The organism is Microbacterium sp. GCM10027623 (assembly GCF_042666935.1).
Taxonomy (GTDB): domain Bacteria; phylum Actinomycetota; class Actinomycetes; order Actinomycetales; family Microbacteriaceae; genus Microbacterium.
This window is the reverse complement of the sequence record NZ_JBHTHE010000004.1, coordinates 178,978-200,254: the sequence shown is the minus strand read 5'-3', so window position 1 is coordinate 200,254 and position 21,277 is coordinate 178,978. Positions and strand designations below refer to the sequence as shown.

Genomic DNA, 21,277 nt, shown 5'->3' with positions numbered 1-21,277 from the left:
CGGAGCGGCTCACGAATCGACAGGGGTTGACAGCGCGATGCGCCGGATCTGCGGATTGCGCAACGGCATGATCATCAGCAGCGCCATCGCGCCGCCGTACAGCGCGAACGGCACGAAGAGCGGAAGCATGCCCGCGAGCAGCCCGAACGCGGCCATCGCGAGCGGCATCAGACAATCATCGCCCAGTCGCAGAATCGACCCGAGCCTGCCGAGATGATCGGGTGCCGCCGTCGCCGCGAACGTCGAGCCGAGCAGCACCGAGGCGAACCCGGCGGTCAGGCCGACCACGAGGCATCCGGCACCCACCACGACGGGAGAGCCGACACCGAGCGCAATGATGCCCATGCCCTGAGCGATCAGCGCACTGAAACCGCCCACCGCCTCGTGGCGCGGACGCCAGCGCACGACCACCAGGGCGCCGATCATGGCGCCGCCGCCGACCAGCGCTTCGAACACGCCCACAGCGCCGGCGCCCCAGCCCCTCGCGGTCGCCTGCAGAGTCAGTCCGATCGAGATCGCCGGTCCGACCGCCAGGTTCAACCCGGACAGCGCGATTACCAGCGTGCGGGTGGCGCGCTCCCGCCCGAGGTGCCGGAAGCCGTCAGCGACGTCACGCAGCACGCTCTGCTGCGCACCCGAACGCGGCAGCGCGAAGCGCGGCCGCAGGCACAGCAGGATGAAGACGACGACGACCACGTAGGTGACCGTGTTCAGGCCCGCGCTGCCCGCGATGCCGTACGCCGCGACGAGGAACCCGCCGATCGCCGAACCCGCCATCGTGCCCAGACGCGACAGGGTCTGGCTGAGAGCGGAGTAGGCGGGCAGGTCCGCGACGTCCACCAGCTGCCGGGGCATGGTGCCCGCAGCCGGCTCGAAGAAGGCGTCGCACAGGCCGAAGGCCACGCTCGCCGCCAACAGCAGCGCGACGGTGGGTGTCGTCGCGAGGCACCACACCGTGACGGTGACCAGCACCACGATCCGCAGCATGTTGAACAGGATCATCAGCCGCCTGGCGTCTGCGCGATCCGCGTAGGCGCCGCCGATCAGCAGCACCACGGCACGCGGCAGGGTGCCCGCCGCGACCACGAGTCCGGCGACCGCGGGGGAGGCGATCTGCACCGCCGTCCAGGCGAATGCGATCAGGAACACCGCGTCGCCCGCATCCGACACCGCTTTGATCGTGAGCCAGGCCTGCACCATGCGGTCCTTCCGGAAGGCAGGCGGACGATGCAGCATCCGCGGTTCACCCGTGGTCATCTCACACCTCCGTCGGGAAGCCGTGGGCGAAGAAGTACACCGGCATGCGCTCCTGGCCGTCCTCGCGGTCGATCCCTGCCCTCCACTCGTCGAGCATGGCGCTCAGTCGGTGCTGGAGATCCGACAGCTCCTCGGGCGTCGCCCAGGCAAGTGAATCGGTGTTGAACGCTTCGATCTCGCTCTGCGCCGAGACGCGGTACCACCGCTGCAGGCGCTCCAGCTGATTGCGCACGTTGGCGCGCTGCGCCTCCCGGGCGAGCAGGGCATCCGACGGGGAGTCGAAATCCGCCGAGGACCAGCTGAACGACCGCCGGGCGAGCTGCCACCAGCTGGCACGTCGATCGCCGTCCGGCGGGTCGACCTGTTCGACGACGCCCGCCTTCTGCAGCATCCGCAGATGATGGCTGATGCTGCCCACCTGCGCGTCGAGCGCCCGGGCGAGCACACCGACCTGGGTCGCGCCGTGCAGCAGGAGACGGTCGACGATGCGTCGTCGGAGCGGATGCGAGATGGCCGTGATGACCGAGATGTCTTCCACGGCCACCACGCTAAAGCCGAAGTCGAATACTCACAAGGCTTCTTGTATACCGCGGAAAATCAAGGCGCGGTGCGGTGTCGGCGACGCCGGATCAGCCAGATCACGAGGAGGGCTACGCCGGCGATCGCGAGCCAGGGGAGCAGGAATCCGAAAGCCACCACGAGCGCGTTCAGCGAGATGATGAGCCCGTTCCAGCCCGCGAGGAGTCCGTCAGCGAACCCGGCCGGATCTGCGGTCGTCGCGGTCGGGCGCTCGGTCAGCTGAATGCGGATGCTCGACATCGCCACCTGCTCGTCGATGCTCTTCAGCTGCTGCTCGTAGCTCTCCAGCTGGGCCTGACGCTCGCTCAGCGCCGACTCGGCCGCGATCAGATCCGCGACCGACCCCGACTTGGACATCAGCTCGGTCAGCCGTTGCACCGACGCACGAGAGGCGCCCACGCGCGCCCGCAGGTCGACAGCCGTCGACGTGACGTCCTGGCGGGAGATCGACGACCCGAGCACCTGACCTTCTGCCTCGGCGGCCCGCATCGCGTCGGACAGCTTCGCAGCGGGGACGCGGATGCTGATCCAGCCTTCGCCGCGGTCCGGCGACGGCTCTCTGGTCGAATCGATCGGGGCGCCGGGCGCCAGACCGAGGTCGGTCGACTCCACATAACCGCCCTGCGCCGCGGCCAGGTCGGCGATGGCATCCGCGGCCTTCGCGACATCGCCGACCCGCAGCGTCAGCTGAGAAGTCGTGATGATGTCGCGGTCGGCATCCACCGCCTCGTCCGCCGCGCCGACTGCTCCGCCCGCATCCCTCATGATCTCGGGCTGCCCGATCGCCGGAACCGGCCCGCCGTCGAACGTGGTGCTCACGCCATCCGCCGCGGAATCCGCGGCTCCCTGGCCGGCCGACACCACCGAGATCAGTGGCGGCGTGATGAGCGCACCGACGACGAACGCGGCCGCGATGCTCAACCCCGTCACCCAGCGGCGACGCACCCGGTGGGTCTGCTGCCCACGACGCTCGGGCTCCGCAGCCTCCTCGCCGATCTCGTCGAATACGGCGCTCTCGATCCGGGCGATGCTCTCGTCGCTCAGCGGCGGCAGTGCGATGCCGGTGTTCTCGCTCATGCGTCTCTCACTTCCTTCACCGCGCCGCGAAGTCGCGTGCGCACCCGGGAGAGACGGTTGCGGACCACGGCATGACTGACCCCGAGCTCCTCCGCCGCCACCTGGTAGGCGTACCCATCGACCGCGCAGAGGCGGAAGATGGCGCGATCCAGTTCGTCGAGCCCGCCGACCTCGTCGGCGATGCGCTCCGCGAGCTCGGCCGAGATCACCTGATCCTCCACGCTGACCGTGTCGGGGATCGTCTCGTCCAGACTGTCCGCCGTGTTCGCCCGATCGCGCCGCAGCACCCGAAGCCGGTTCGCCGCCTGGAAGCGGCAGATCGTCGCCAGCCAGGGCAGCAGCGAGGTCCCCGTCAGCTGCAGCGCCGGCAGCTTCCGCCAGGCGACGACGAACGTCTCCTGCGCGATGTCCTCGGCATCCGCGGGGGCGCCCAGGATGCCGTGCGCGATCCAGTACACCGGCCTGACGTATGCGCGATAGATCGCGCGGAAGGCATCCTGGTCACCGGATGCTGCCCGCTCGGCCCATACGCGGTCGTCGCTGTTCGTCGGCATTCCTGTTCCGATCGGTTGCTTTCGCAGTTCGTCTCTCACCTGAGAGTGTCGAGGGATCACTCATCGTCTCAGACTCGGGTACGATCGTTCGAGCGAAGGGGAGTATCCCGTCATCGCGCGGATCGTCATCACGAGCATCGTCATCGCTGCTCCGGCCGCGCGGCGCACCACGGTGCGGGGAGAGACTTTCGGATCTTCCGCCACCCTTCGAAAGGCACTGCTCCCTTGGACATCCCCGTCTGGTTCGAGATCACTGCGCTGGTCGTGCTGACCGCCGTCCTCATCGGCGACCTGCTGCTCATCCTCAAGCGTCCGCACATCCCCTCCACCCGGGAATCCGCGCTCTGGGTCGCGTTCTACGTGGTGCTCGCACTGATCTTCGCCGGCGTGCTGTACGTCGTCGGCGACGCCAAGACCTCTCTGGACTTCCTCACCGGCTGGGCGATGGAGTACAGCCTCTCCATCGACAACCTGTTCGTGTTCATTCTGATCATGACCCAGTTCTCGGTGCCTCGCCGCTATCAGCAGGAGGCGCTGATGGTGGGCATCATCATCGCCCTGGTGCTGCGCGCGATCTTCATCATCATCGTCGGCGCCGCGGTGGAGCACCTCAGCCCGATCTTCTACGTGTTCGGCGCATTCCTGCTGTTCACCGCCATCCGTCAGTCCCTCCCCGAGAAGCAGGCGGACGATGCGGAGACCGAGAACTTCATCGTCCGTCAGATCCGTCGGGTGATCCCCATCAGCGACTCCTACGACGGACCCAAGCTGCGCACGGTCGTCGACGGCAAGAAGATCTGGACGCCGATGCTGATCGTCTTCGTGTCGCTCGGCGTCACCGACCTGATGTTCGCGGTCGACTCGATCCCGGCGATCTTCGGCATAACCACGAATCCGTTCATCGTCTTCACCGCGAACCTGTTCGCCCTGATGGGGCTGCGCCAGCTGTACTTCCTGCTGGGCAACCTGCTCGACCGTCTCCGCTACCTGCACTACGGCGTCGCCTTCATCCTCGCCTTCATCGGCGTGAAGCTCGTGCTGCACGCCATGCACATCAACGAGCTCCCGTTCATCAACGGAGGCAAGCCCATCGAGTGGGCGCCGGACATCGACAACTGGATGTCCCTCGGCGTCATCTTCGGGTCCATGGCGGTCGCCACCGTCGCGAGCCTCGTCGCGTCGTCGCGGGAGAAGAGATCGGCCCGGGTCGAGAGCTGACCCGGCCGCGGCGGCGGATGTCACGCTGGTCCGACGCGCCCGCGCGCGGTGGTAGCCTGACGGGATGCGAGCGGCTCTCCTCCTTAGCAGCCGCGACGAGACCTCGATCTAGGCCTTCCTCGTCGCGGCATCCTGCATGGGCCGATTCGATACCTCAGGAGACAGCGCCACATGAGCAGTGATATCACCCGACCCCGCACCCTCGCCGAGAAGGTGTGGGACGACCACCTCGTCGTCAAGGGCGAGAACGGGGAACCCGACCTCATCTACATCGACCTGCACCTGGTGCACGAGGTCACCAGCCCCCAGGCGTTCGACGGCCTGCGCACCGAGGGCAGGCCGCTGCGCCGGCTCGACCTGACGATCGCGACCGAGGATCACAACACCCCGACGCTGAACATCGACAAGCCGATCGCGGATCTCACCAGCCGCACGCAGATCGAGACGCTGCGACGCAACGCCGCCGAGTTCGGTGTGCGTCTGCACTCGCTCGGCGACGCCGAGCAGGGCATCGTGCACGTCGTCGGACCGCAGCTCGGGCTGACCATGCCCGGGATCACGGTGGTGTGCGGCGACTCGCACACCTCCACCCACGGCGCCTTCGGCGCGATGGCGTTCGGCATCGGCACCAGCGAGGTCGAGCACGTCATGGCCACCCAGACACTGCCGCTGAAGCCCTTCAAGACCATGGCGATCAATGTCGAGGGCACCCTGCGCCCCGGTGTGACCGCGAAGGACATCATCCTCGCCGTCATCGCGAAGATCGGCACGGGCGGCGGGCAGGGCTACGTGCTCGAGTACCGCGGCAGCGCCATCCGCGACCTCTCCATGGAGGGTCGCATGACGATCTGCAACATGTCGATCGAGGCCGGAGCCCGCGCCGGGATGGTCGCACCGGACGAGACGACGTTCGCCTACCTCAAGGGACGCCCCCACGCTCCGCAGGGGCAGGACTGGGATGATGCGGTCGCCTACTGGCGCACTCTCCCGACCGACGAGGATGCCGTCTTCGACGCCGAGGTGCACCTCGACGCGAACGAGCTCGAACCCTTCGTCACGTGGGGCACGAACCCCGGTCAGGGCAGCTCGCTGTCGGCAGCAGTGCCGGACCCCGCCGACATCGCGGATGCCAACGAGCGCGCCAACGCCGAGCGGGCGCTGGAGTACATGGACCTCACCCCCGGCACCCCGCTGAAGGACGTCCGGGTGGATGCCGTGTTCATGGGTTCCTGCACGAACAGCCGGATCGAGGATCTGCGGGCATTCGCATCGATCATCGAGGGCAAGAAGAAGGCAGACGGGGTTCGCGTCATGGTCGTCCCCGGCTCTGCACGTGTGCGGCTGGAGGCCGAGGCGGAGGGCATCGACAAGATCGTCGAGGCGTTCGGCGCCGAGTGGCGTTTCGCCGGATGCTCGATGTGCCTGGGCATGAATCCCGATCAGCTCGCCCCCGGTGAGCGGTGCGCTTCCACATCCAACCGCAACTTCGAGGGCCGTCAGGGCAAGGGCGGCCGCACGCACCTCGTCTCGCCTCTCGTGGCCGCGGCCACCGCGATCCGCGGCACACTGTCCAGTCCGAGCGACCTGGTCGCCGAGGGGGTCTGAAACATGGAGAAGTTCACCACGCACACCGGCGTCGCCGCCGCTCTGAAGCGCTCCAACGTCGACACCGACCAGATCATCCCGGCCGTCTTCCTCAAGCGCGTCACCAAGACCGGTTTCGAGGACGCGCTGTTCCACGAGTGGCGCAAGGACCCCGAGTTCGTGCTCAACCAGGAGCCGTTCCGCGCGGCATCCGTACTCGTCGCCGGTCCCGACTTCGGCACCGGATCGAGCCGCGAGCACGCTGTCTGGGCGCTGCGAGACTACGGCTTCAAGGTCGTGCTCAGCTCTCGCTTCGCCGACATCTTCCGCGGCAACTCGGGCAAGCAGGGGCTGCTGGCGGCCACGGTGGACGACGCCGACATCGAACGCATCTGGACGCTGATCGACGAGGAGCCCGGGCGGGAGATCACGGTCGACCTCGAAGCGCGCACCGCTACGATCGGGGGCTTCCAGGTCGCCATCGGGATCGACGATTACACTAGGTGGCGGCTACTCGAAGGGCTCGATGACATCGGGCTCACGCTGCGCAACGAAGACAAGATCGCGCAGTTCGAGGCCCGCCGCGAATCGTGGCGGCCACGTACGCTCCCCGTCCGATAGAACGGGAAGCGCGGTGGGCCTGGGGTCACGAACCCCTGCGGCACCAGCCGTGATTGGATGAGATATTCACGGCCACCGCCGTGCTGTCCTGATGAAGAAGAGGCCCGAATGACGACATCGCTCCGCGACGCTTCAGTCGACGAGGCTCCGGTTCCCACCGGGTCCGTACTCGCGATCCGCGGAGGCCGGCCGCTGCGCGGCCGCGTCGATGTCAAAGGCGCGAAGAACCTCGCGACCAAAGCGATGGTGGCTGCTCTCCTCGGAGAGAGCACCAGCACGCTGCGCGATGTCCCGGACCTGAGCGACGTCGCCGTCGTGCGCTCGCTGCTCGAAGTGCACGGCGTACGGGTCACCGAGGGCGATGAGCCCGGCTCGCTGCTGCTCGATCCGAGCGACGTCGAGTCGGCTCATTACGAGGAGATCGACGCGCACGCGGGTGCGTCGCGCATCCCGATCCTGTTCTGCGGGCCGCTGCTGCACAGGCTCGGCCAGGCGTTCATCCCCGATCTGGGCGGATGCCGCATCGGCGACCGGCCTATCGACTTCCACCTCGACGCGCTGCGCAAGTTCGGCGCCATCGTCGAGAAGCAGCCGAGCGGCATCCGGCTCTCCGCCCCGAACGGGTTGCGGGGCGCCAACATCCACCTGCCGTACCCCAGCGTCGGTGCGACCGAGCAGGTCCTGTTGACCGCCGTGCGGGCGAAGGGCACCACCGAACTGCGCAACGCGGCCATCGAGCCCGAGATCATGGACCTGATCGCCCTGTTGCAGAAGATGGGCGCCATCATCTCCTACGAGCCCAACCGCGTGATCCTCATCGAGGGCGTCGAGTCGCTGCGCGGCTACGACCACCGCTGCATCTTCGACCGCAACGAGGCCGCTTCCTGGGCGTGCGCGGCCCTGGCCACCGACGGCGAGATCTTCGTCGCCGGCGCGAAGCAGCAGGAGATGCTCACCTTCCTCAACGTCTTCCGCAAGGCCGGCGGCTGGTTCGACGTGCAGGAGGACGGGATCCTCTTCCGCCGTGACGGCGAGCTCAAGCCCGTCGTCGTCGAGACCGACGTGCACCCCGGGTTCATGACCGATTGGCAGCAGCCGCTCATCGTCGCCCTGACCCAGGCGAAGGGTCGCTCGATCGTGCACGAGACGGTCTACGAGAACCGCTTCGGTTTCACTCAGGCCCTCGTCAAGATGGGCGCCGACATCGTCGTGCACCCGCACGGACTGCAGAACGGGCCTCGTCGCGTGCCGCGTCGCGAGCTGGAGCAGGCCGCCGTCATCACCGGTCCGACGCCGCTGCATGCTGCCGACATCGTCGTGCCCGACCTGCGCGGCGGATACAGCCATGTGATCGCCGCGCTCACCGCTGAAGGCGAGTCGCAGGTGTCCGGTGTCGACATCCTCAGCCGCGGCTACGAGAAGTTCCTCGACAAGCTGCTGGCGCTGGGCGCCGACTTCGACGTCGTCCGGTGATCTGATGGCTGCTTCCGAGCGGAGCCGTCCGAGCCTTTTCTGGCCGCTGGCGGCGATCGTCATCCCCCCGCTGTCGCTGCTGGCGAAGGTCACCACCGAAGACGCCCACAAGCTGCCGCGTCAGGGCGCCTTCGTTCTCGCCCCCAATCACTACTCCGAGTTCGATCCGCTGATCGTGGCGATGGCCGTCTACCGTATCGGCCGGCTTCCGCGCTTCATGGCGAAGGAGAGCCTGTTCCGGATTCCCGTGCTGGGCTGGGTCCTCACGCGCACCGGAATGATCCCCGTCGCCCGCGCTTCGTCTGCGACCTCCGCGAAGCAGACGATGCTGCAGTCGCGGGAGCTGGTCGAGAACGGCCGTGGCGTCATCGTCTATCCGGAGGGAACGCTGACGCGCGACCCCGAGCTGTGGCCGATGCGCGGCAAGTCGGGCGCCGTGCGCCTGGCGCTCTCCGGCGACATCCCGCTGATTCCCATGGCGCAGTGGGGAACCCAGCAGATCATGGGGCGGTACCAGAAAGGCCTCAGCCTGTGGCCGTTGCGCAAGCGCGTACGGGTGCTCGTCGGAGACCCGGTCGACCTGTCGGATCTGAGAGGGCGGGCGGGGGAGCCGGGCGCGCTGAACGAGGCCACCGATCGTCTGATGAATGCGATCACCGCCCTGCTGGAGGAGCTGCGCGGAGAGAAGGCACCCGAACGACGCTGGAATCCGGCGGAGCACGGTCAGAACGAGACGGGGCGTCTTGACTCCTAGGCGCTCCCCGGAAGGAACAGGAACCCGGGCCGCGGTGATCGGCGCGGGAAGCTGGGGCACGACGTTCGGCAAGATCCTCGTCGACGGCGGCTCCCAGGTGATGATGTGGGCCAGGCGCCCCGAACTGGCGCAGGAGATCTCCGAGGCCAAGCGCAACTCCCAGTATCTGCCCGGCATCAATCTGCCGCGCTCGATCGCGGCCACGCATGAGATCGCTCGCGCGCTCGACGGCGCCGATCAGATCTACCTGTCAGTGCCCAGCCAGTCGCTGCGCGAGAACCTGAAGGCGCTGCGCCCTCTGATCGCCGACAGCGAAGCCCCGATCATCAGCCTGATGAAGGGCGTCGAGCGCACGACCGGGCTGCGCATGAGCCAGGTCATCGAGCAGGAGCTCCGGTGCGATCCGAACCGCATCGCGGTGGCCTCCGGCCCGAACCTCGCTCTCGAGATCGCCCGCGAGCAGCCGACGGCGGCGGTGATCGCCTCGCTCAGCCAGGAGACCGCCGATGCCGTGGCGCGCACCGCGCGCAACCACTACTTCCGCTCCTTCGTCAACACCGACGTGATCGGCACGGAGTTCGGCGGCGTGCTGAAGAATCTCATCGCCGTCGCGATCGGCATCGTCGACGGCGTCGGCTACGGCGAGAACACGAAGGCATCGATCATCACGCGGGGTCTGGTCGAGATGACGGATTTCGCCGTCGCGAACGGTGCGAGGCCCGAGACGCTGCAGGGACTGGCGGGTCTGGGAGACCTGATCGCCACCTGTCAGTCGCCGCTGAGCCGGAACAACACCGCCGGCCGCCTGCTCGGGCAGGGGTACGGCTTCCAGGACGTCGTGAAGCAGATGAATCAGACCGCGGAGGGACTCGCCTCCGTGGCGCCGATCCTCCAGCTCGCGCACGAATCCGACGTGTACATGCCGATCGTCGAGCAGGTGAAGATGGTGCTCGACGGGCGGATGGATCCCCGGCACATCGCCCCGCACCTGACGACCGATGACGACACTCCGCAGGAGGAGAGGACCAATCATGGACAAGCAGACGGTGGTGGTGCTCTTCGGCGGGCGTTCCAGCGAGCATTCGATCAGTTCCGCAACGGCGGGCGGGGTGCTGGCGGCGATCGATCGTGATCGCTATGCGGTGATCCCGGTCGGGATCACCCGCGACGGCGCCTTCGTCCTCGAGCAGGACGACCCCTCCCGGTTCGCGCTGGACGCCGCGAACATGCCCGAGGTCATCGACAACGGCACGCGCGTGCGCTGGCCGGAGCCCGGTGGCGACCGGATGCTGCGCGTCGCAGCCCCCGACGGTTCGACGATCGATCTCGGTGAGATCGACGTGGTCCTGCCGCTGCTGCATGGTCTGCACGGCGAGGACGGCGCCATCCAGGGCTTCTTCGACGTGCTCGATGTGCCTTACGCCGGCGGAGGGATCCTCGATTCCGCGGTGTGTCTCGACAAGCACTTCACGAAGCTGGCGCTCTCGGCGGCAGGAATCGCGGTGGCCCCCGGGATCACCGTGCGCAGAGGCGAGTGGGATGCGGACGCGGACGGCGTGCGGGCGCGCATCCTGGGCCTGGGCGCCGTGGTCTTCGTCAAGCCTGCGAGCGCCGGATCCAGCGTCGGCGTCTCCCGCGTGGAGGACGGCGAGGGGCTGGACGAAGCCCTGCGCATCGCGTTCGCGGAGGACGACAAGGTTCTCGTCGAGTCGCGCATCATCGGGCGTGAGATCGAGGTCGGCGTGCTCGCCGGGCGCGCGCGCAGCAGGGCACGGGCGTCACTGCCCGGAGAGGTCGTGCTGACCTCGCGCAGCTTCTACGACTTCGAGGGCAAGTACCTCGGCGGCGAGGGCGTGGAGATCGTCTGCCCGGCGGATGTCGACGACGACCTCGTGACCCGCCTGCAGGACACCGCCGTGCGCGCCTTCGAAGCCGTGGACGGCAGAGGGCTGGCACGGGTGGACTTCTTCGTGACGGCGGACGGCGAGCTGATCGTCAACGAGCTCAACACCATGCCCGGGTTCACCCGGTTCTCGATGTTCCCGAAGTGCTGGGTCGCGTCGGGCCTGAGCTACACCGAGCTGATCACCGAGCTCATCGAGGCCGGACTGAGCCGCCAGTGAGTTCGGCTTCCTGAGCTCGTCGAGGGTGGGCCCTGAGCTCGTCGAAGGCCTACTCGGGCAGCTCGTCGGGGGTCGTGCATTCGCCCGTCGCGGGGGTCGTCCGGACGGCGCCGACAAGGTTGCTGTTCGTGAGCACCTCGTTGGCTCCGGCCTTCTTCGTGTCGACGAACACCTGCACGGCCGGATCCCGACCGTAGGTCGTCATCCGCATCCAGGGGGCCGCGGATTCATCGACCAGCCAGTCGATCCCTTCGAGCGTGACGCACTGCAGGGTGGCCGTGGGCCCCGGGACAGCCACCCCGCAGGCGATGATGATGGTGGTGGGGTCGCCGTACGCACCGGTGGCCTGCGCGTCGGTCCATCGCCGGTCGAAGCCGTCGATCGCGCTGGGCAGCCGCACGGTCACCTCGGCGCAGGCCGGGTTGTTGGCATCCGGTGCCGGCTTCAGCGCGACGGTGCTCGAGCAGCCGGACAGGGCGAGAAGGGCCAGCACTCCGGCGAGCGGGGCGAGACGACGGAGCATGATTCCAGGCTACCGTTGTCGGCATGGCATCCGATTCCGACGACCCTCGCATCGGCGACGTCTCGGAGGGCACGGTTCTCAGAGCGATCCTCGCGCGCACGGGCACGGCTCGTCACGCGCTCCTCGGCCCGGGCGACGATGCAGCGGTCATCGCCGTGCCGTCCGGTTCGGTGGTGGCGACGACGGACACGCTGGTGGACGGGCCGGACTTCCGGTCCGCGTGGTCCAGCGGCCGCGACCTCGGCTGGAAGGCCGCCGCGGTCAACCTCGCCGACGTGGCGGCGATGGGTGCGGTTCCGACCGCGCTGCTGGTCGCCCTCGCCGTTCCGCGGGACGTCCGGCTGTCGTTCGTGGCCGACATGGCCGACGGATTCCGCGACGCGTGCGATGCGCTCGCGCCCGGCTGCGCGGTGGTCGGGGGAGACCTCACCGTCTCGGACCTGCTGACGATCGCCGTGACCGCGCTCGGCGACCTGGGCGGCCGGAACGCCGTGCTGCGCAGCGGCGCACGCCCCGGTGACGTCGTCGCACTCGCCGGCGAACTGGGTGCCGCGGCAGCGGGCTTGGAGATCCTGTTCGACCGGGGCCGTGAGGGGACCACGCCGGTGCCGCTGGTACGCACCGGGATGGATGCCGGGCAGCTGCACGCGCTGGACAGGCAGCTGCGTCCCGTGCCGCCGATCGCCCTGGGCGGTGCGGCAGCGGACGCCGGTGCGACCGCGATGATGGATGTGTCTGACGGACTGGCCCTGGATGCCGGCCGGATCGCGGAGGCGTCACAGGTGTCGATCGACTTCGCGAGCGCCGCGATCGACGTGCTCGCCTTCGGGGGAGATCGATCCCGCGCCCTTCGCGGCGGGGAGGACCATGGGCTGCTGGCGACGTTCCCGACGGATGCGGTGCTGCCGGAGGGCTTCCGCGCGATCGGCTCCGTCGTCGCCCGCACGGCCGATGCGGTGCTGCTGGACGGCGCCGCGATCCCCCCGGGGGGCTGGGATCCCTACCGAGACTGGGACGGCGTCGTCTCCGGTTGATCGCCCTCGGGTCCCTGAGCCGGTCCCTCCGGTCCCTGAGCGTGTCGAAGGGCCCACCACACGGCGGTGTCGCCGTAGACCTTCTCCCGCAGAAGGGAGAGCCCTGCGACCTCCAGGTCCGGAGGACTGGAACGCCGCGCGCGTTCGATCACGACCACGGCGCCGGCGGAGAGCAGCGGGGTCAGCGATCGGAGATCGGCTGTCATCGCCGCGTCGTCCAGGTCGTACGGCGGGTCCGTGAAGACCAGGTCGTACGGGCCCGCCGTGCGGTTCAGGAACGCGCTCACGGCACTCTGATGCACTCTCGCTCCGCTCGGCGCTCCCAGCGCCTTGGCGACGGCGGTGATGTTCCGTCCGATGGTCGCGGCGGCCGGCCGGGAGCGCTCCACCAGGTCGACGGACAGCGCCCCGCGGCTCCAGGCCTCCAGGCCGAGGGCGCCGCTGCCCGCGTAGAGGTCGAGGACGCGCGCGCCGTCGATCGCCTGCAGCGACTCCAGGGCGCCGAAGACGGACTCCCGCACGCGGTCGCTGGTGGGACGGGTGCCTGCGCCCGGCACCTCCAGTCGGATGCCGCGAGCGGTTCCGGCGATGATCCTCGTCACCCGTTCACGATACGACACGAGGACTCGTCGGCCGTGCGCACCGAGGTCGGCGGCCGTCCCTAGACTCGGAGCATGTCCTTCGAGCTCGACACGCCGCTGGCTCAGGCCGTCGGCGCCACATCGGCCCGCACCCTGGATCGTGCCTTCGGGATGACGGTCGTGGGGGAGCTGCTCGGGCATTACCCCCGCCGGTACGCGGATCCGGGTGAGCTGACGCCGATCCGCGAACTTCCGATCGGGGAGACGGTCACGATCGTCGCGGAGGTGGTGAGCTCCAGTGCGCGCGCGATGCGCAATCGCCGCGGCGCGATGACGGAGGCCGTCATCAGCGACGGCATCGGCCGGATGTCGCTGACGTTCTTCGCGAAGAATCTGAGTCAGGCGCAATGGCGGCAGAAGGAGCTCGCACCGGGCCGGCGCGGTATCTTCTCCGGCAAGGTCGGCATGTTCCGGGAGACGGTTCAGTTCGCGCACCCGGAGTATGAGCTCTTCGACGACCTCGATGCCGCACAGCGACGGGCGGACTCGCGCCGGAACGTGCCGATCCCGATCTATCCGGCCACATCCACGATTCAGAGCTGGCAGATCGCCAAGATCATCGGCCCCGTCCTGGACGGACTCGGCGACGTTCCCGAGCCCCTGCCTGACGCCCTGCGGCTGTCGGAGGACCTGCTGACCGCCCGGGACGCCCTGGAGCGCATCCATCGTCCGCAGCAGCGCGGAGACATCGCCCCCGCCGTGCGCACCCTCCGAGTGCACGAGGCGCTCACGTTGCAGGCGGCGCTGCTGCAGCAGCGCGAGCAGGTGCGTGCACTGACCGCGGTCCCGCGCGAGACGAAGCCGGGCGGGCTGCTGGAGCGCTTCGACGCGTCGCTGCCGTTCTCGCTCACCGAGGATCAGCGGCTGGTCGGTGCGGAGATCGCGGACGACCTCACGGCTCGACGTCCGATGAACAGGCTCGTCCAAGGGGAGGTGGGTTCGGGAAAGACCCTGGTCGCGCTGCGTGCCATGGTGCAGGTGGCCGAGAGCGGGGGACAGGCAGCGCTCATCGCGCCGACCGAGGTGCTCGCCGGACAGCACCTGCGCTCCATCACGAAGATGCTCGGCCGCGACCTGGCACCGCAGCTGATGCCCACCCTGCTGACCGGACAGATGTCGGCACCCGAACGCCGGAAGGCGGCGCTGCGTGTGGCATCGGGGCAATCGCTCATCGTGATCGGCACGCACGCCCTGCTCTCCGAGAAGACCACCTTCGCCGATCTCGCTCTGGTCGTCGTCGATGAGCAGCACCGGTTCGGGGTGGAGCAGCGAGAGGCGCTGCGCGCCAAGGGCACCGCACCGCACGCGCTGGTCCTCACCGCCACACCGATCCCACGCACGGTCGCCATGACGGTCTTCGGGGATCTGGACACGTCGGTGATCCGCAGCATGCCGTCCGGTCGGGCGGGCATCCAGACCTTCACCGCGCCGCTCGCCGAGCACCCGTCCTGGTTCCAGCGGGTGTGGACACGCGCGGCCGAGGAGATCGCCGCGGGGCGGCAGGTGTTCGCGGTATGCGCGGCCATCGACACCGCGAAGGACTCCGTCGACTCCGACGGCGCGGCCCCGCCTCCCGACGAGGAGGGCAAGGGGCCGCGGTGGGGTGTCGTGCAGCTGGCCGAGCTGCTGGCCACGCATCCGCAACTGTCGAAGGTGCGGCGCGGTGTGCTGCACGGGAAGATGCCCGCCGACGAGAAGGATGCCGTCATGCGGGCCTTCGCGCGGGGTGAGATCGACCTCCTCATCGCGACGACCGTGATCGAAGTCGGCGTCGACGTACCCAACGCCTCCACGATGATCATCATGGAGGCGGACCGCTTCGGCGTCTCTCAGCTGCACCAGCTGCGCGGCCGGGTCGGTCGCGGTGAGCATCCCGGGCTGTGCCTGCTCGTGACCGAGGCGGAAGCAGGCTCCATCGCGCGTGAGCGGGTCGACGCGGTGGCCGCGACCCTCGACGGCTTCCAGCTCGCCGAGGTCGACCTCGAGCTGCGCGGTGAGGGCGACGTGCTGGGCGCCTCTCAGTCCGGCGCGCGCTCGTCGCTGCGGCTGCTGCGCGTCGTGAAGGATGCCGACCTGATCGTGCGTGCCCGTGAGATCGCGGCCGCGATCTTCGCGGATGACCCCACCCTGGAGAGGCATCCGGCACTGCGTGCCACCATCGAGCGACGCGTGACGGATGCCGACCGTGCCGCGCTCGGCAAGAACTGAGAGTCTTCTGTTCTAGGCTGGGGGCATGTGCCGAGTCCTCCCAGCGAAGGAGATCATGTGAACAGTCGGATCGCCGTCGTCCCGGGCTCGTTCGATCCGCCCACACTCGGCCACCTCGACGTGATCCGTCGAGCGGCGCGTCTGTACGACGAGCTGCATGTGCTCGTCGTGCACAACCCCGGCAAGGAGGCGATGCTGCCCATCGCCCAGCGCATGACCCTGCTGGAGCAGTCGATCGCCGAGGCGGGCGTGGAGGGTCACATCATCGTCGGGTCCTGGAGCATGGGCCTGCTCGTCGACTACGCACGCGACGTGGACGCGGGCGTCCTCGTCAAGGGCATCCGTTCGCAGGTCGACGTCGCCTACGAGTCTCCGATGGCCATCGTGAACCGCCATCTCGCCGACATCGAGACGGTCTTCCTGCTGCCGGATCCGGCACACGCGATGGTATCCAGCTCGCTCGTGCGCCAGGTCGCCTCCCTCGGCGGCGATGTCTCGCCGTTCGTCCCTCCCGTGGTGGCGTCCTTCCTGGACACGGGTGCCCGGGGCCTCTGACGACACCTCGCTGCCGACACCGCATGCCGGAGCCTCTCAGCGTCAGGGCCGGTAGCATGGCGGGGTGAAGTCCCGAGTGAACGGCCCGTTTTTCCTTCCCGTCCGCGATATCGTCCGCAAGCCCGGAGAGATGCGCGAGCACACCATCTCCGTGACCCTCGCCGACAAGTGGGGTGAGGGCATCGTCGCGGTCGAAGCGGGTGAGACCGTCGATATCGATGTGCGTCTGGAGTCGGTTCACGAGGGGATCCTCGTCTCCGGAACGGCCGACTCCGATTACACCGGGGTGTGCGGTCGCTGCCTCACCGACATCGTCGCGCCCGTCGAAGTCGAATTCCAGGAGCTTTTCGCGTATCCTGGTGAGGAAGAAACTGACTTCGAAGTTCAAGACGACCACGTGGATCTTGAAAATCTGGTCAGGGATGCGGTCGTGTTGTCGCTTCCATTTCAGCCGGTGTGTCAGCCGGATTGCCCGGGCCTCGACCCGAGTACGGGTGAGAAGCTGGCCGTGAGCACCGACGCAGAGAGCACTGCTCCCATTGATCCTCGATGGAGTGCGCTCCGACAGATCACAGACCAGGACGCCGCGACAGAGAGCCGTGGCGCCGAGAAAGAAGAGAGCTAGTCATGGCCGGTAACCCCCCGAAGCGCAAGGTCTCCCGTTCGAACACCCGCTCGCGCCGCGCGCAGTGGAAGGCAGCGCCCATCGCGCTGGTGAAGACCATCGAGAACGGCAAGGTCGTCTACAGCCGCCCGCACCAGGCGAAGGTCGTCACCGACTCGCAGGGCACCGAGTTGTTCCTCGAGTACAAGGGCCGCAAGGTCGCCGACGTCTGATCCGACGATCATGGCGGAGGATTCCGCGGGGATTCGGACTCTTACTCAGAAGCTCGGCGTCGAGATCGACGCCGAGCTTCTTGAGCTGGCGCTGACTCACCGCTCGTACGCGTACGAGCACGGTGGGATCCCGCACAATGAACGACTGGAGTTCCTCGGGGACTCCGTGCTCGGCATCTCCGTGACCGTGATGCTGTTCACCACGCATCCCGATCTCGACGAGGGCGAACTGGCCAAGCGGCGTGCGAGCGTCGTCTCGACGGTGGCACTGGCCGAGGTGGCGCGAGGCATCGGGCTCGGAGCTCACCTCCGTTTGGGACGCGGTGAGGAGCACACCGGCGGCCGTGACAAGGACTCGATCCTGGCGGACACGATGGAAGCCGTCTTCGGTGCGGCCTACCTCTCCGCCGGCCCGGAGGCCGCCGAGTCCCTGGTGCTGCGCCTGACCGGGCCGCTGCTGGCCGACCCCGAGCGCTACGGCGCCGCGATGGACCCGAAAACCAGTCTGCAGGAGCTCGCCGCGCGACTCAGCGCCACCCCGCCGCAGTACTCCGTTCAGGCCGCCGGCCCGGATCACGATCGCGTGTTCACCGCCACGGTCGTCGTGGGCGACCTGAGCTGCAGCGGGACCGGCACCAGCAAGAAGACCGCCGAGATGTCGGCCGCGCTGACCGCGTGGCGCGAGCTCAGCGCCAGCACCGAGCCGTCGGGCGCCTGAGCTCCGCAGTGCCTGAACTCCCCGAGGTCGAGGTCGTCCGCGCCGGTCTGGCGCCGGCGATCGTGGGTGCGCGAGTGAGCGCGGTCGACGTTCTGGACGAGCGCGCGCTCACTCGGCATCCCGGGGGAGCGGCCGACTTCGTCGCACGCCTCGAGGCGCGCGCCTTCACCGCCGCGGCGAGGCGGGGGAAGTTCCTCTGGCTCGTACTGGAGGGCGACGCGGATGCGATGGTCGCGCACCTGGGAATGAGCGGGCAGATGCTGCTGCGCGCGCCGGGCGCTGCACCCGAGCGGCACGAGCGCATCCGGCTGCACATCGATCACCCGCAGCACGGCGGGCTCGCCGTCGTGTTCGCCGACCAGCGCACGTTCGGGTCCCTGGCGGTCGACGAGCTCCGAGAGACTCCGGACGGTTCGGCTGCGGGCATCGGCACGGCCCTGCCTCTTGTGCCCACCCAGGTCGCGCACATCGCGCGTGACGCGCTGGACCCCGCCTTCGACGAGTCGCGGTTCATCGCATCCGTGCGTCGGCGCGCCAGCGCCATCAAGCGCATCCTGCTGGACCAGACCCTCGTCAGCGGCATCGGCAACATCTACGCCGACGAGTCGCTCTGGGCCGCCCGCATCCATCCAGAGACCGAGGGACGTGCGCTGTCGGCGCAGGCCGTGCGTCGACTGGTGGCCGAGGTGCGGCTGGTACTGGAGAAGGCGCTGGCCGAGGGCGGCACCAGCTTCGACGCCCAATACGTCAACGTGAACGGCCAGGCGGGTTACTTCGCCCACTCCCTCAACGTCTACGGCCGGGCGGGACTGCCCTGCCCGCGCTGCGGCGGTCCGATCACCCGCGCGGCGTTCATGAACCGCTCGAGCCACTACTGCCCGCGGTGCCAGCGGCGACGCTGACCGGCTCCTGCGATGGAGCGCCGACGCCGACCGCTCAGATCCGACCGGTCTGAGAGGCGCGCCGATCCATCCGATCGATCGCGAACGCCAGGTGCGGCATGTCGACGCCGCGGTAGTGCTTCACGAACCGCCCGCGCACCGTCATCCCCAGCCGGATCGCCACATTCATCGAGGCGACGTTCGTATCGCGGATCTGCGCGAACACGCGGTCGACGTCGAGCACGTCGAACGCGTGATCCCGAGACGCTGTCGCCGCTTCGACCGCATAGCCGTGATGCCAGTGCTCGCGGTTGAACAGATACCCGACCTCGATGACGTCGGCGCCGAGAATGTGCTGACGGGTGAGCCCGCACTGCCCGATCATCTGTCCGGTGTCGCGGTGCACCACCGCCCACATGCCGAAGCCGTCGTCGCGGTAACGCCGTCGCATGCGCGCCAGCCAGTCCTGCACCATCCGCTCGTCGAACGCGCCCTCGTAGGCGCTCATCGTCTCGGCATCCTGCAGGATCGCCCGCAGCGCGGGCAGATCTTCGTCGGTCATCTCGCGCAGTTCGAGGCGCGTCGTGCGCAGCAGCATCGCTCCATTCTGACTCACTGCGCGGCAAACGCGGGGCGCAGCAGTGGACGCGTCGCGCGGGTGCTCAGCCACACGAGGAGGATCCCGACCGCCAGTACCAGCGCGATGGTCATCAGCGACAGGGGTGCGGCGATGACGGCCAGGCCCAGCAGCGGCAGGACCAGGACCCCGCCGCACAGCGCGGCGCCGACGGCGGTCTGCAGCAGCGGTGTCATGACCGCCCGCCGCCGCGCGGCGTCGACTGTGTGCAGAGGGACGCCGAGGTGATGCAGGCTGCGATGCAGCGGCCGCTGGTCGAGCAGGTCCGACGCCTGCGAGACACCCACCGATGCCGCGACCATGAGGAACGACACGACCAGGGTGATGATCAGGCCGGTGCGCATGTCCGCGAGCAGCGCGATATCCTCTGCCGAAGCGCCGGATGAGCTGATGAGGTTCATGACCGACATCCCCGTGCCGGCGAAGACCGCGACGAAGCTGATCATGGCGATGCCGCTCACCTGCCGCCAGGCGGCCTTCGGATCGTCCAGCACGATGCGGGCGGCGAGGAGTCGCTCCGGCGTCTCCGCGCGCTTCGCCTGACGGCGTGAGCGCGCTTTCAGCGTCCACGGGCCGACCAGGTTCAACAGCCCGATGGCACCGGCGAACAGCACCGCCAGCACGGCGGTGATCGCGACCGCGCCCGCCATCGACGGCACGGCCTGAGCGCCGAGGAAGGCGACGGCGAGCAGGGCTGCGGCGAGCACGGCGCGGACCCAGTGCACGCCCTTCGCCTGTGCGCGCATCCGCACACCGAGCGGCGAGACGACGAGCCGGCGCAGGCCGAGGACCGAGCTGACGGCCGCGAGCAGCAGCGCTCCGGAGCACACGGCGGCGATCAGGGCCGGTGGGAGGAGCACGGCGCCGACTCCGAGGGGCGCGCCGCGGAACGGGATGAGCCCGACCGCCGGGGCCAGCACGAGATGTCCCAGTATGCCGGCGAGCACGCCGCTGCCGGCGATCACCATCGACTCGATGACCGTCAGCACGCTCACGCCCATCGGGGCGACCCCGAGCAGTCTGAGGGTCGAGAGGCGCTCATCGCGTCGGCGTGCGGAGAGCCGTGCGGCAGCACCCCCGAGAGATGCCAGCGGCATGATCAGCAGCACCAGGGCCACGACGGCCAGCATCTGATAGACCGGCGCCTCGGGGTCGGTCCACCCCCAGAACGACTGCGCTCCGCCGACGACGGTGAGCACCAGCGCTGTGACGATGGCGAAGGCCGTGGCGGGAATAGCGACGGTCGCCCTGCTGCCAGGTGCCGGACGCAGCAGCATGCGAATGGTCGCGGCATTCATGCGGCGACCTCCGCATCGACGATGGCGCCGTCGCGCATGGACAGCGTGCGCGAGCACCGGGCCGCCACCTGCGGATCATGCGTCACGACGATCAGCGTGCGGCCCTGACCGGTCGTGGACCAGAGCAGCGCATCCATCACCTCGGCGGATGTGCGTGAGTCGAGCGCCCCGGTCGGCTCGTCGGCGAAGATCAGCTCGGCACCCGTCACCTGCGCGCGCGCGATGGCCACCCGCTGTGCCTGCCCGCCCGAGAGCTCGCCGATGCGGCGGTCCTCCATGCCGGCCAGTCCCAGCGACTGCAGCCAGTCCGCGGCCAGAGCCGTGGCCTGCTGTCGCGGGGTTCCGTTGATCATCAGCGCCAGGGCCACGTTCTCGACGGTGGTCAGTTCGGGAATGAGCAGACCCTGCTGGAAGACGAAGCCGAAGCGTTCCCGGCGCAGCTGCGAGCGAGTGGTCTCGGACTGCCCCGTGAGCTCGATCGGAGCTCCTGACGCGGAGAGGAACGAAACCGACCCGGCGTCGGGTGCGACGATGCCCGCCAGGACGTGCAGCAGGGTGGTCTTCCCGGATCCGGACGCGCCCATGATGGCAAGGGATTCACCACGCCGAACGGTCACATCCACTTCGGCGAGAGCGCGGGTGGTGCCGTAGGTCTTGGTGAGGGCGTTCGCATGCAGGACGGAATCGTTCATGGTTCCAGCTTCC

At 68.8% G+C, this 21,277-nt stretch carries 23 protein-coding genes; 14 read left to right on the top strand and 9 right to left on the bottom strand.

Going from position 1 to position 21,277, the window contains the following annotated elements; translation table 11 throughout:
* Window positions 1–9: 9 nt before the first annotated feature.
* From ACFQY2_RS16110 to ACFQY2_RS16095, 4 genes are read right to left on the bottom strand one after another with little or no spacing between them, the layout of a single operon-like run.
* Window positions 10–1,257 carry an MFS transporter gene (locus ACFQY2_RS16110; protein WP_378747025.1) on the bottom strand — a complete coding sequence of 416 codons (1,248 nt, stop codon included), beginning with the start codon at window positions 1,255–1,257 and terminating at the stop codon, window positions 10–12.
* A gap of 1 nt (window position 1,258) precedes the next feature.
* Complete coding sequence (locus tag ACFQY2_RS16105; protein ID WP_378747024.1) at window positions 1,259–1,795, bottom strand: ArsR/SmtB family transcription factor; 537 nt, start codon at window positions 1,793–1,795, stop codon at window positions 1,259–1,261.
* Window positions 1,796–1,854: 59 nt separating this feature from the next.
* On the bottom strand, window positions 1,855–2,913 hold the full coding sequence (locus tag ACFQY2_RS16100; RefSeq protein WP_378747023.1) for a DUF4349 domain-containing protein: 1,059 nt from the start codon (window positions 2,911–2,913) through the stop codon (window positions 1,855–1,857).
* Complete coding sequence (locus ACFQY2_RS16095) at window positions 2,910–3,467, bottom strand: RNA polymerase sigma factor (protein WP_378747022.1); 558 nt, start codon at window positions 3,465–3,467, stop codon at window positions 2,910–2,912. Before ACFQY2_RS16095 ends, ACFQY2_RS16100 begins: the two co-directional genes overlap by 4 nt.
* Before the next feature lie 225 nt (window positions 3,468–3,692).
* Between ACFQY2_RS16095 and ACFQY2_RS16090 the strand changes: the two genes are divergently transcribed.
* From ACFQY2_RS16090 to ACFQY2_RS16060, 7 genes are all read left to right on the top strand, one after another.
* Complete coding sequence (locus tag ACFQY2_RS16090; protein WP_378747021.1) at window positions 3,693–4,685, top strand: TerC family protein; 993 nt, start codon at window positions 3,693–3,695, stop codon at window positions 4,683–4,685.
* Between the two features lie 171 nt (window positions 4,686–4,856).
* Window positions 4,857–6,290 carry a 3-isopropylmalate dehydratase large subunit gene (gene leuC / locus ACFQY2_RS16085; protein WP_378747020.1) on the top strand — a complete coding sequence of 478 codons (1,434 nt, stop codon included), beginning with the start codon at window positions 4,857–4,859 and terminating at the stop codon, window positions 6,288–6,290.
* A 3-nt stretch (window positions 6,291–6,293) separates the two neighbouring features.
* On the top strand, window positions 6,294–6,890 hold the full coding sequence (leuD, locus tag ACFQY2_RS16080; RefSeq protein ID WP_378747019.1) for a 3-isopropylmalate dehydratase small subunit: 597 nt from the start codon (window positions 6,294–6,296) through the stop codon (window positions 6,888–6,890).
* A 108-nt stretch (window positions 6,891–6,998) separates the two neighbouring features.
* Window positions 6,999–8,363, top strand: coding sequence for a UDP-N-acetylglucosamine 1-carboxyvinyltransferase (murA, locus tag ACFQY2_RS16075; protein WP_378747018.1), 1,365 nt, complete (start codon window positions 6,999–7,001; stop codon window positions 8,361–8,363).
* Window positions 8,364–8,367: 4 nt separating this feature from the next.
* A complete protein-coding gene (locus tag ACFQY2_RS16070) occupies window positions 8,368–9,117 on the top strand; it encodes a lysophospholipid acyltransferase family protein (protein ID WP_378747017.1) in 750 nt (249 codons plus the stop codon).
* 34 nt (window positions 9,118–9,151) lie between these two features.
* The gene (locus ACFQY2_RS16065; protein ID WP_378747016.1) at window positions 9,152–10,249 is read left to right on the top strand and encodes an NAD(P)H-dependent glycerol-3-phosphate dehydrogenase; all 1,098 of its coding nucleotides are present in this window, start codon (window positions 9,152–9,154) and stop codon (window positions 10,247–10,249) included.
* Window positions 10,149–11,240 (top strand): D-alanine--D-alanine ligase family protein, encoded by a 1,092-nt coding sequence (locus ACFQY2_RS16060; protein ID WP_378747015.1) that lies wholly within the window; start codon window positions 10,149–10,151, stop codon window positions 11,238–11,240. The genes ACFQY2_RS16065 and ACFQY2_RS16060 overlap by 101 nt, the downstream gene beginning before the upstream one ends.
* Before the next feature lie 49 nt (window positions 11,241–11,289).
* On the opposite strand, the gene ACFQY2_RS16055 is transcribed toward ACFQY2_RS16060, so the two are convergent.
* Window positions 11,290–11,763 carry a DUF3515 family protein gene (locus ACFQY2_RS16055; RefSeq protein ID WP_378747014.1) on the bottom strand — a complete coding sequence of 158 codons (474 nt, stop codon included), beginning with the start codon at window positions 11,761–11,763 and terminating at the stop codon, window positions 11,290–11,292.
* A 23-nt stretch (window positions 11,764–11,786) separates the two neighbouring features.
* Between ACFQY2_RS16055 and thiL the strand changes: the two genes are divergently transcribed.
* Window positions 11,787–12,797 (top strand): thiamine-phosphate kinase, encoded by a 1,011-nt coding sequence (thiL, locus tag ACFQY2_RS16050; RefSeq protein ID WP_378747013.1) that lies wholly within the window; start codon window positions 11,787–11,789, stop codon window positions 12,795–12,797.
* Here the strand turns inward: thiL and rsmD are convergent.
* Entirely contained in the window at window positions 12,764–13,399 is a 636-nt protein-coding gene (gene rsmD / locus ACFQY2_RS16045; protein ID WP_378747012.1) for a 16S rRNA (guanine(966)-N(2))-methyltransferase RsmD, read from the bottom strand. The two genes, thiL and rsmD, sit on opposite strands and share 34 nt — an antisense overlap.
* Before the next feature lie 72 nt (window positions 13,400–13,471).
* Here rsmD and ACFQY2_RS16040 point away from each other — a divergent pair, with 72 nt between their 5' ends.
* The 6 genes from ACFQY2_RS16040 to mutM all read left to right on the top strand — a co-directional run bounded on the left by ACFQY2_RS16040 (window position 13,472) and on the right by mutM (window position 18,658).
* Window positions 13,472–15,646 (top strand): ATP-dependent DNA helicase RecG, encoded by a 2,175-nt coding sequence (locus ACFQY2_RS16040; protein ID WP_378747011.1) that lies wholly within the window; start codon window positions 13,472–13,474, stop codon window positions 15,644–15,646.
* Window positions 15,647–15,703: 57 nt separating this feature from the next.
* Window positions 15,704–16,201 carry a pantetheine-phosphate adenylyltransferase gene (gene coaD, locus ACFQY2_RS16035; protein WP_378747010.1) on the top strand — a complete coding sequence of 166 codons (498 nt, stop codon included), beginning with the start codon at window positions 15,704–15,706 and terminating at the stop codon, window positions 16,199–16,201.
* 76 nt (window positions 16,202–16,277) lie between these two features.
* Window positions 16,278–16,826: a YceD family protein gene (locus tag ACFQY2_RS16030; RefSeq protein ID WP_378747059.1), complete on the top strand. Its 549-nt coding sequence runs from the start codon at window positions 16,278–16,280 to the stop codon at window positions 16,824–16,826.
* Between the two features lie 2 nt (window positions 16,827–16,828).
* The gene (rpmF, locus tag ACFQY2_RS16025; protein ID WP_105668338.1) at window positions 16,829–17,038 is read left to right on the top strand and encodes a 50S ribosomal protein L32; all 210 of its coding nucleotides are present in this window, start codon (window positions 16,829–16,831) and stop codon (window positions 17,036–17,038) included.
* A 10-nt stretch (window positions 17,039–17,048) separates the two neighbouring features.
* Window positions 17,049–17,756, top strand: coding sequence for a ribonuclease III (gene rnc, locus ACFQY2_RS16020; RefSeq protein WP_378747009.1), 708 nt, complete (start codon window positions 17,049–17,051; stop codon window positions 17,754–17,756).
* Between the two features lie 8 nt (window positions 17,757–17,764).
* Entirely contained in the window at window positions 17,765–18,658 is an 894-nt protein-coding gene (gene mutM / locus ACFQY2_RS16015; RefSeq protein ID WP_378747008.1) for a bifunctional DNA-formamidopyrimidine glycosylase/DNA-(apurinic or apyrimidinic site) lyase, read from the top strand.
* Window positions 18,659–18,692: 34 nt separating this feature from the next.
* Here the strand turns inward: mutM and ACFQY2_RS16010 are convergent, their stop codons facing one another.
* The 3 genes from ACFQY2_RS16010 to ACFQY2_RS16000 are packed head-to-tail and all read right to left on the bottom strand — an operon-like array spanning window position 18,693 to window position 21,264.
* Complete coding sequence (locus tag ACFQY2_RS16010; RefSeq protein ID WP_378747007.1) at window positions 18,693–19,235, bottom strand: GNAT family N-acetyltransferase; 543 nt, start codon at window positions 19,233–19,235, stop codon at window positions 18,693–18,695.
* 14 nt (window positions 19,236–19,249) lie between these two features.
* Window positions 19,250–20,572, bottom strand: coding sequence for a permease (locus ACFQY2_RS16005; RefSeq protein ID WP_378747006.1), 1,323 nt, complete (start codon window positions 20,570–20,572; stop codon window positions 19,250–19,252).
* Window positions 20,569–21,264, bottom strand: a complete 696-nt coding sequence (locus tag ACFQY2_RS16000; protein WP_378747005.1) for an ABC transporter ATP-binding protein — start codon at window positions 21,262–21,264, stop codon at window positions 20,569–20,571. The genes ACFQY2_RS16005 and ACFQY2_RS16000 overlap by 4 nt, the downstream gene beginning before the upstream one ends.
* Window positions 21,265–21,277: the final 13 nt, after the last annotated feature.

Excerpts from the sequence above, each read along its gene's own strand:
- ACFQY2_RS16110 (WP_378747025.1), bottom strand. The coding sequence starts at position 1,257 with ATGACCACGGGTGAACCGCGGATGCTGCATCGTCCGCCTGCCTTCCGG.
- ACFQY2_RS16100 (WP_378747023.1), bottom strand. The coding sequence starts at position 2,913 with ATGAGCGAGAACACCGGCATCGCACTGCCGCCGCTGAGCGACGAGAGC.
- ACFQY2_RS16095 (WP_378747022.1), bottom strand. The coding sequence starts at position 3,467 with ATGCCGACGAACAGCGACGACCGCGTATGGGCCGAGCGGGCAGCATCC.
- leuC (WP_378747020.1), top strand. The coding sequence starts at position 4,857 with ATGAGCAGTGATATCACCCGACCCCGCACCCTCGCCGAGAAGGTGTGG.
- leuD (WP_378747019.1), top strand. The coding sequence starts at position 6,294 with ATGGAGAAGTTCACCACGCACACCGGCGTCGCCGCCGCTCTGAAGCGC.
- murA (WP_378747018.1), top strand. The coding sequence starts at position 6,999 with ATGACGACATCGCTCCGCGACGCTTCAGTCGACGAGGCTCCGGTTCCC.
- ACFQY2_RS16070 (WP_378747017.1), top strand. The coding sequence starts at position 8,368 with ATGGCTGCTTCCGAGCGGAGCCGTCCGAGCCTTTTCTGGCCGCTGGCG.
- ACFQY2_RS16060 (WP_378747015.1), top strand. The coding sequence starts at position 10,149 with ATGGACAAGCAGACGGTGGTGGTGCTCTTCGGCGGGCGTTCCAGCGAG.
- ACFQY2_RS16055 (WP_378747014.1), bottom strand. The coding sequence starts at position 11,763 with ATGCTCCGTCGTCTCGCCCCGCTCGCCGGAGTGCTGGCCCTTCTCGCC.
- thiL (WP_378747013.1), top strand. The coding sequence starts at position 11,787 with ATGGCATCCGATTCCGACGACCCTCGCATCGGCGACGTCTCGGAGGGC.
- ACFQY2_RS16040 (WP_378747011.1), top strand. The coding sequence starts at position 13,472 with ATGTCCTTCGAGCTCGACACGCCGCTGGCTCAGGCCGTCGGCGCCACA.
- rpmF (WP_105668338.1), top strand. The coding sequence starts at position 16,829 with ATGGCCGGTAACCCCCCGAAGCGCAAGGTCTCCCGTTCGAACACCCGC.
- rnc (WP_378747009.1), top strand. The coding sequence starts at position 17,049 with ATGGCGGAGGATTCCGCGGGGATTCGGACTCTTACTCAGAAGCTCGGC.
- ACFQY2_RS16010 (WP_378747007.1), bottom strand. The coding sequence starts at position 19,235 with ATGCTGCTGCGCACGACGCGCCTCGAACTGCGCGAGATGACCGACGAA.
- ACFQY2_RS16005 (WP_378747006.1), bottom strand. The coding sequence starts at position 20,572 with ATGAATGCCGCGACCATTCGCATGCTGCTGCGTCCGGCACCTGGCAGC.
- ACFQY2_RS16000 (WP_378747005.1), bottom strand. The coding sequence starts at position 21,264 with ATGAACGATTCCGTCCTGCATGCGAACGCCCTCACCAAGACCTACGGC.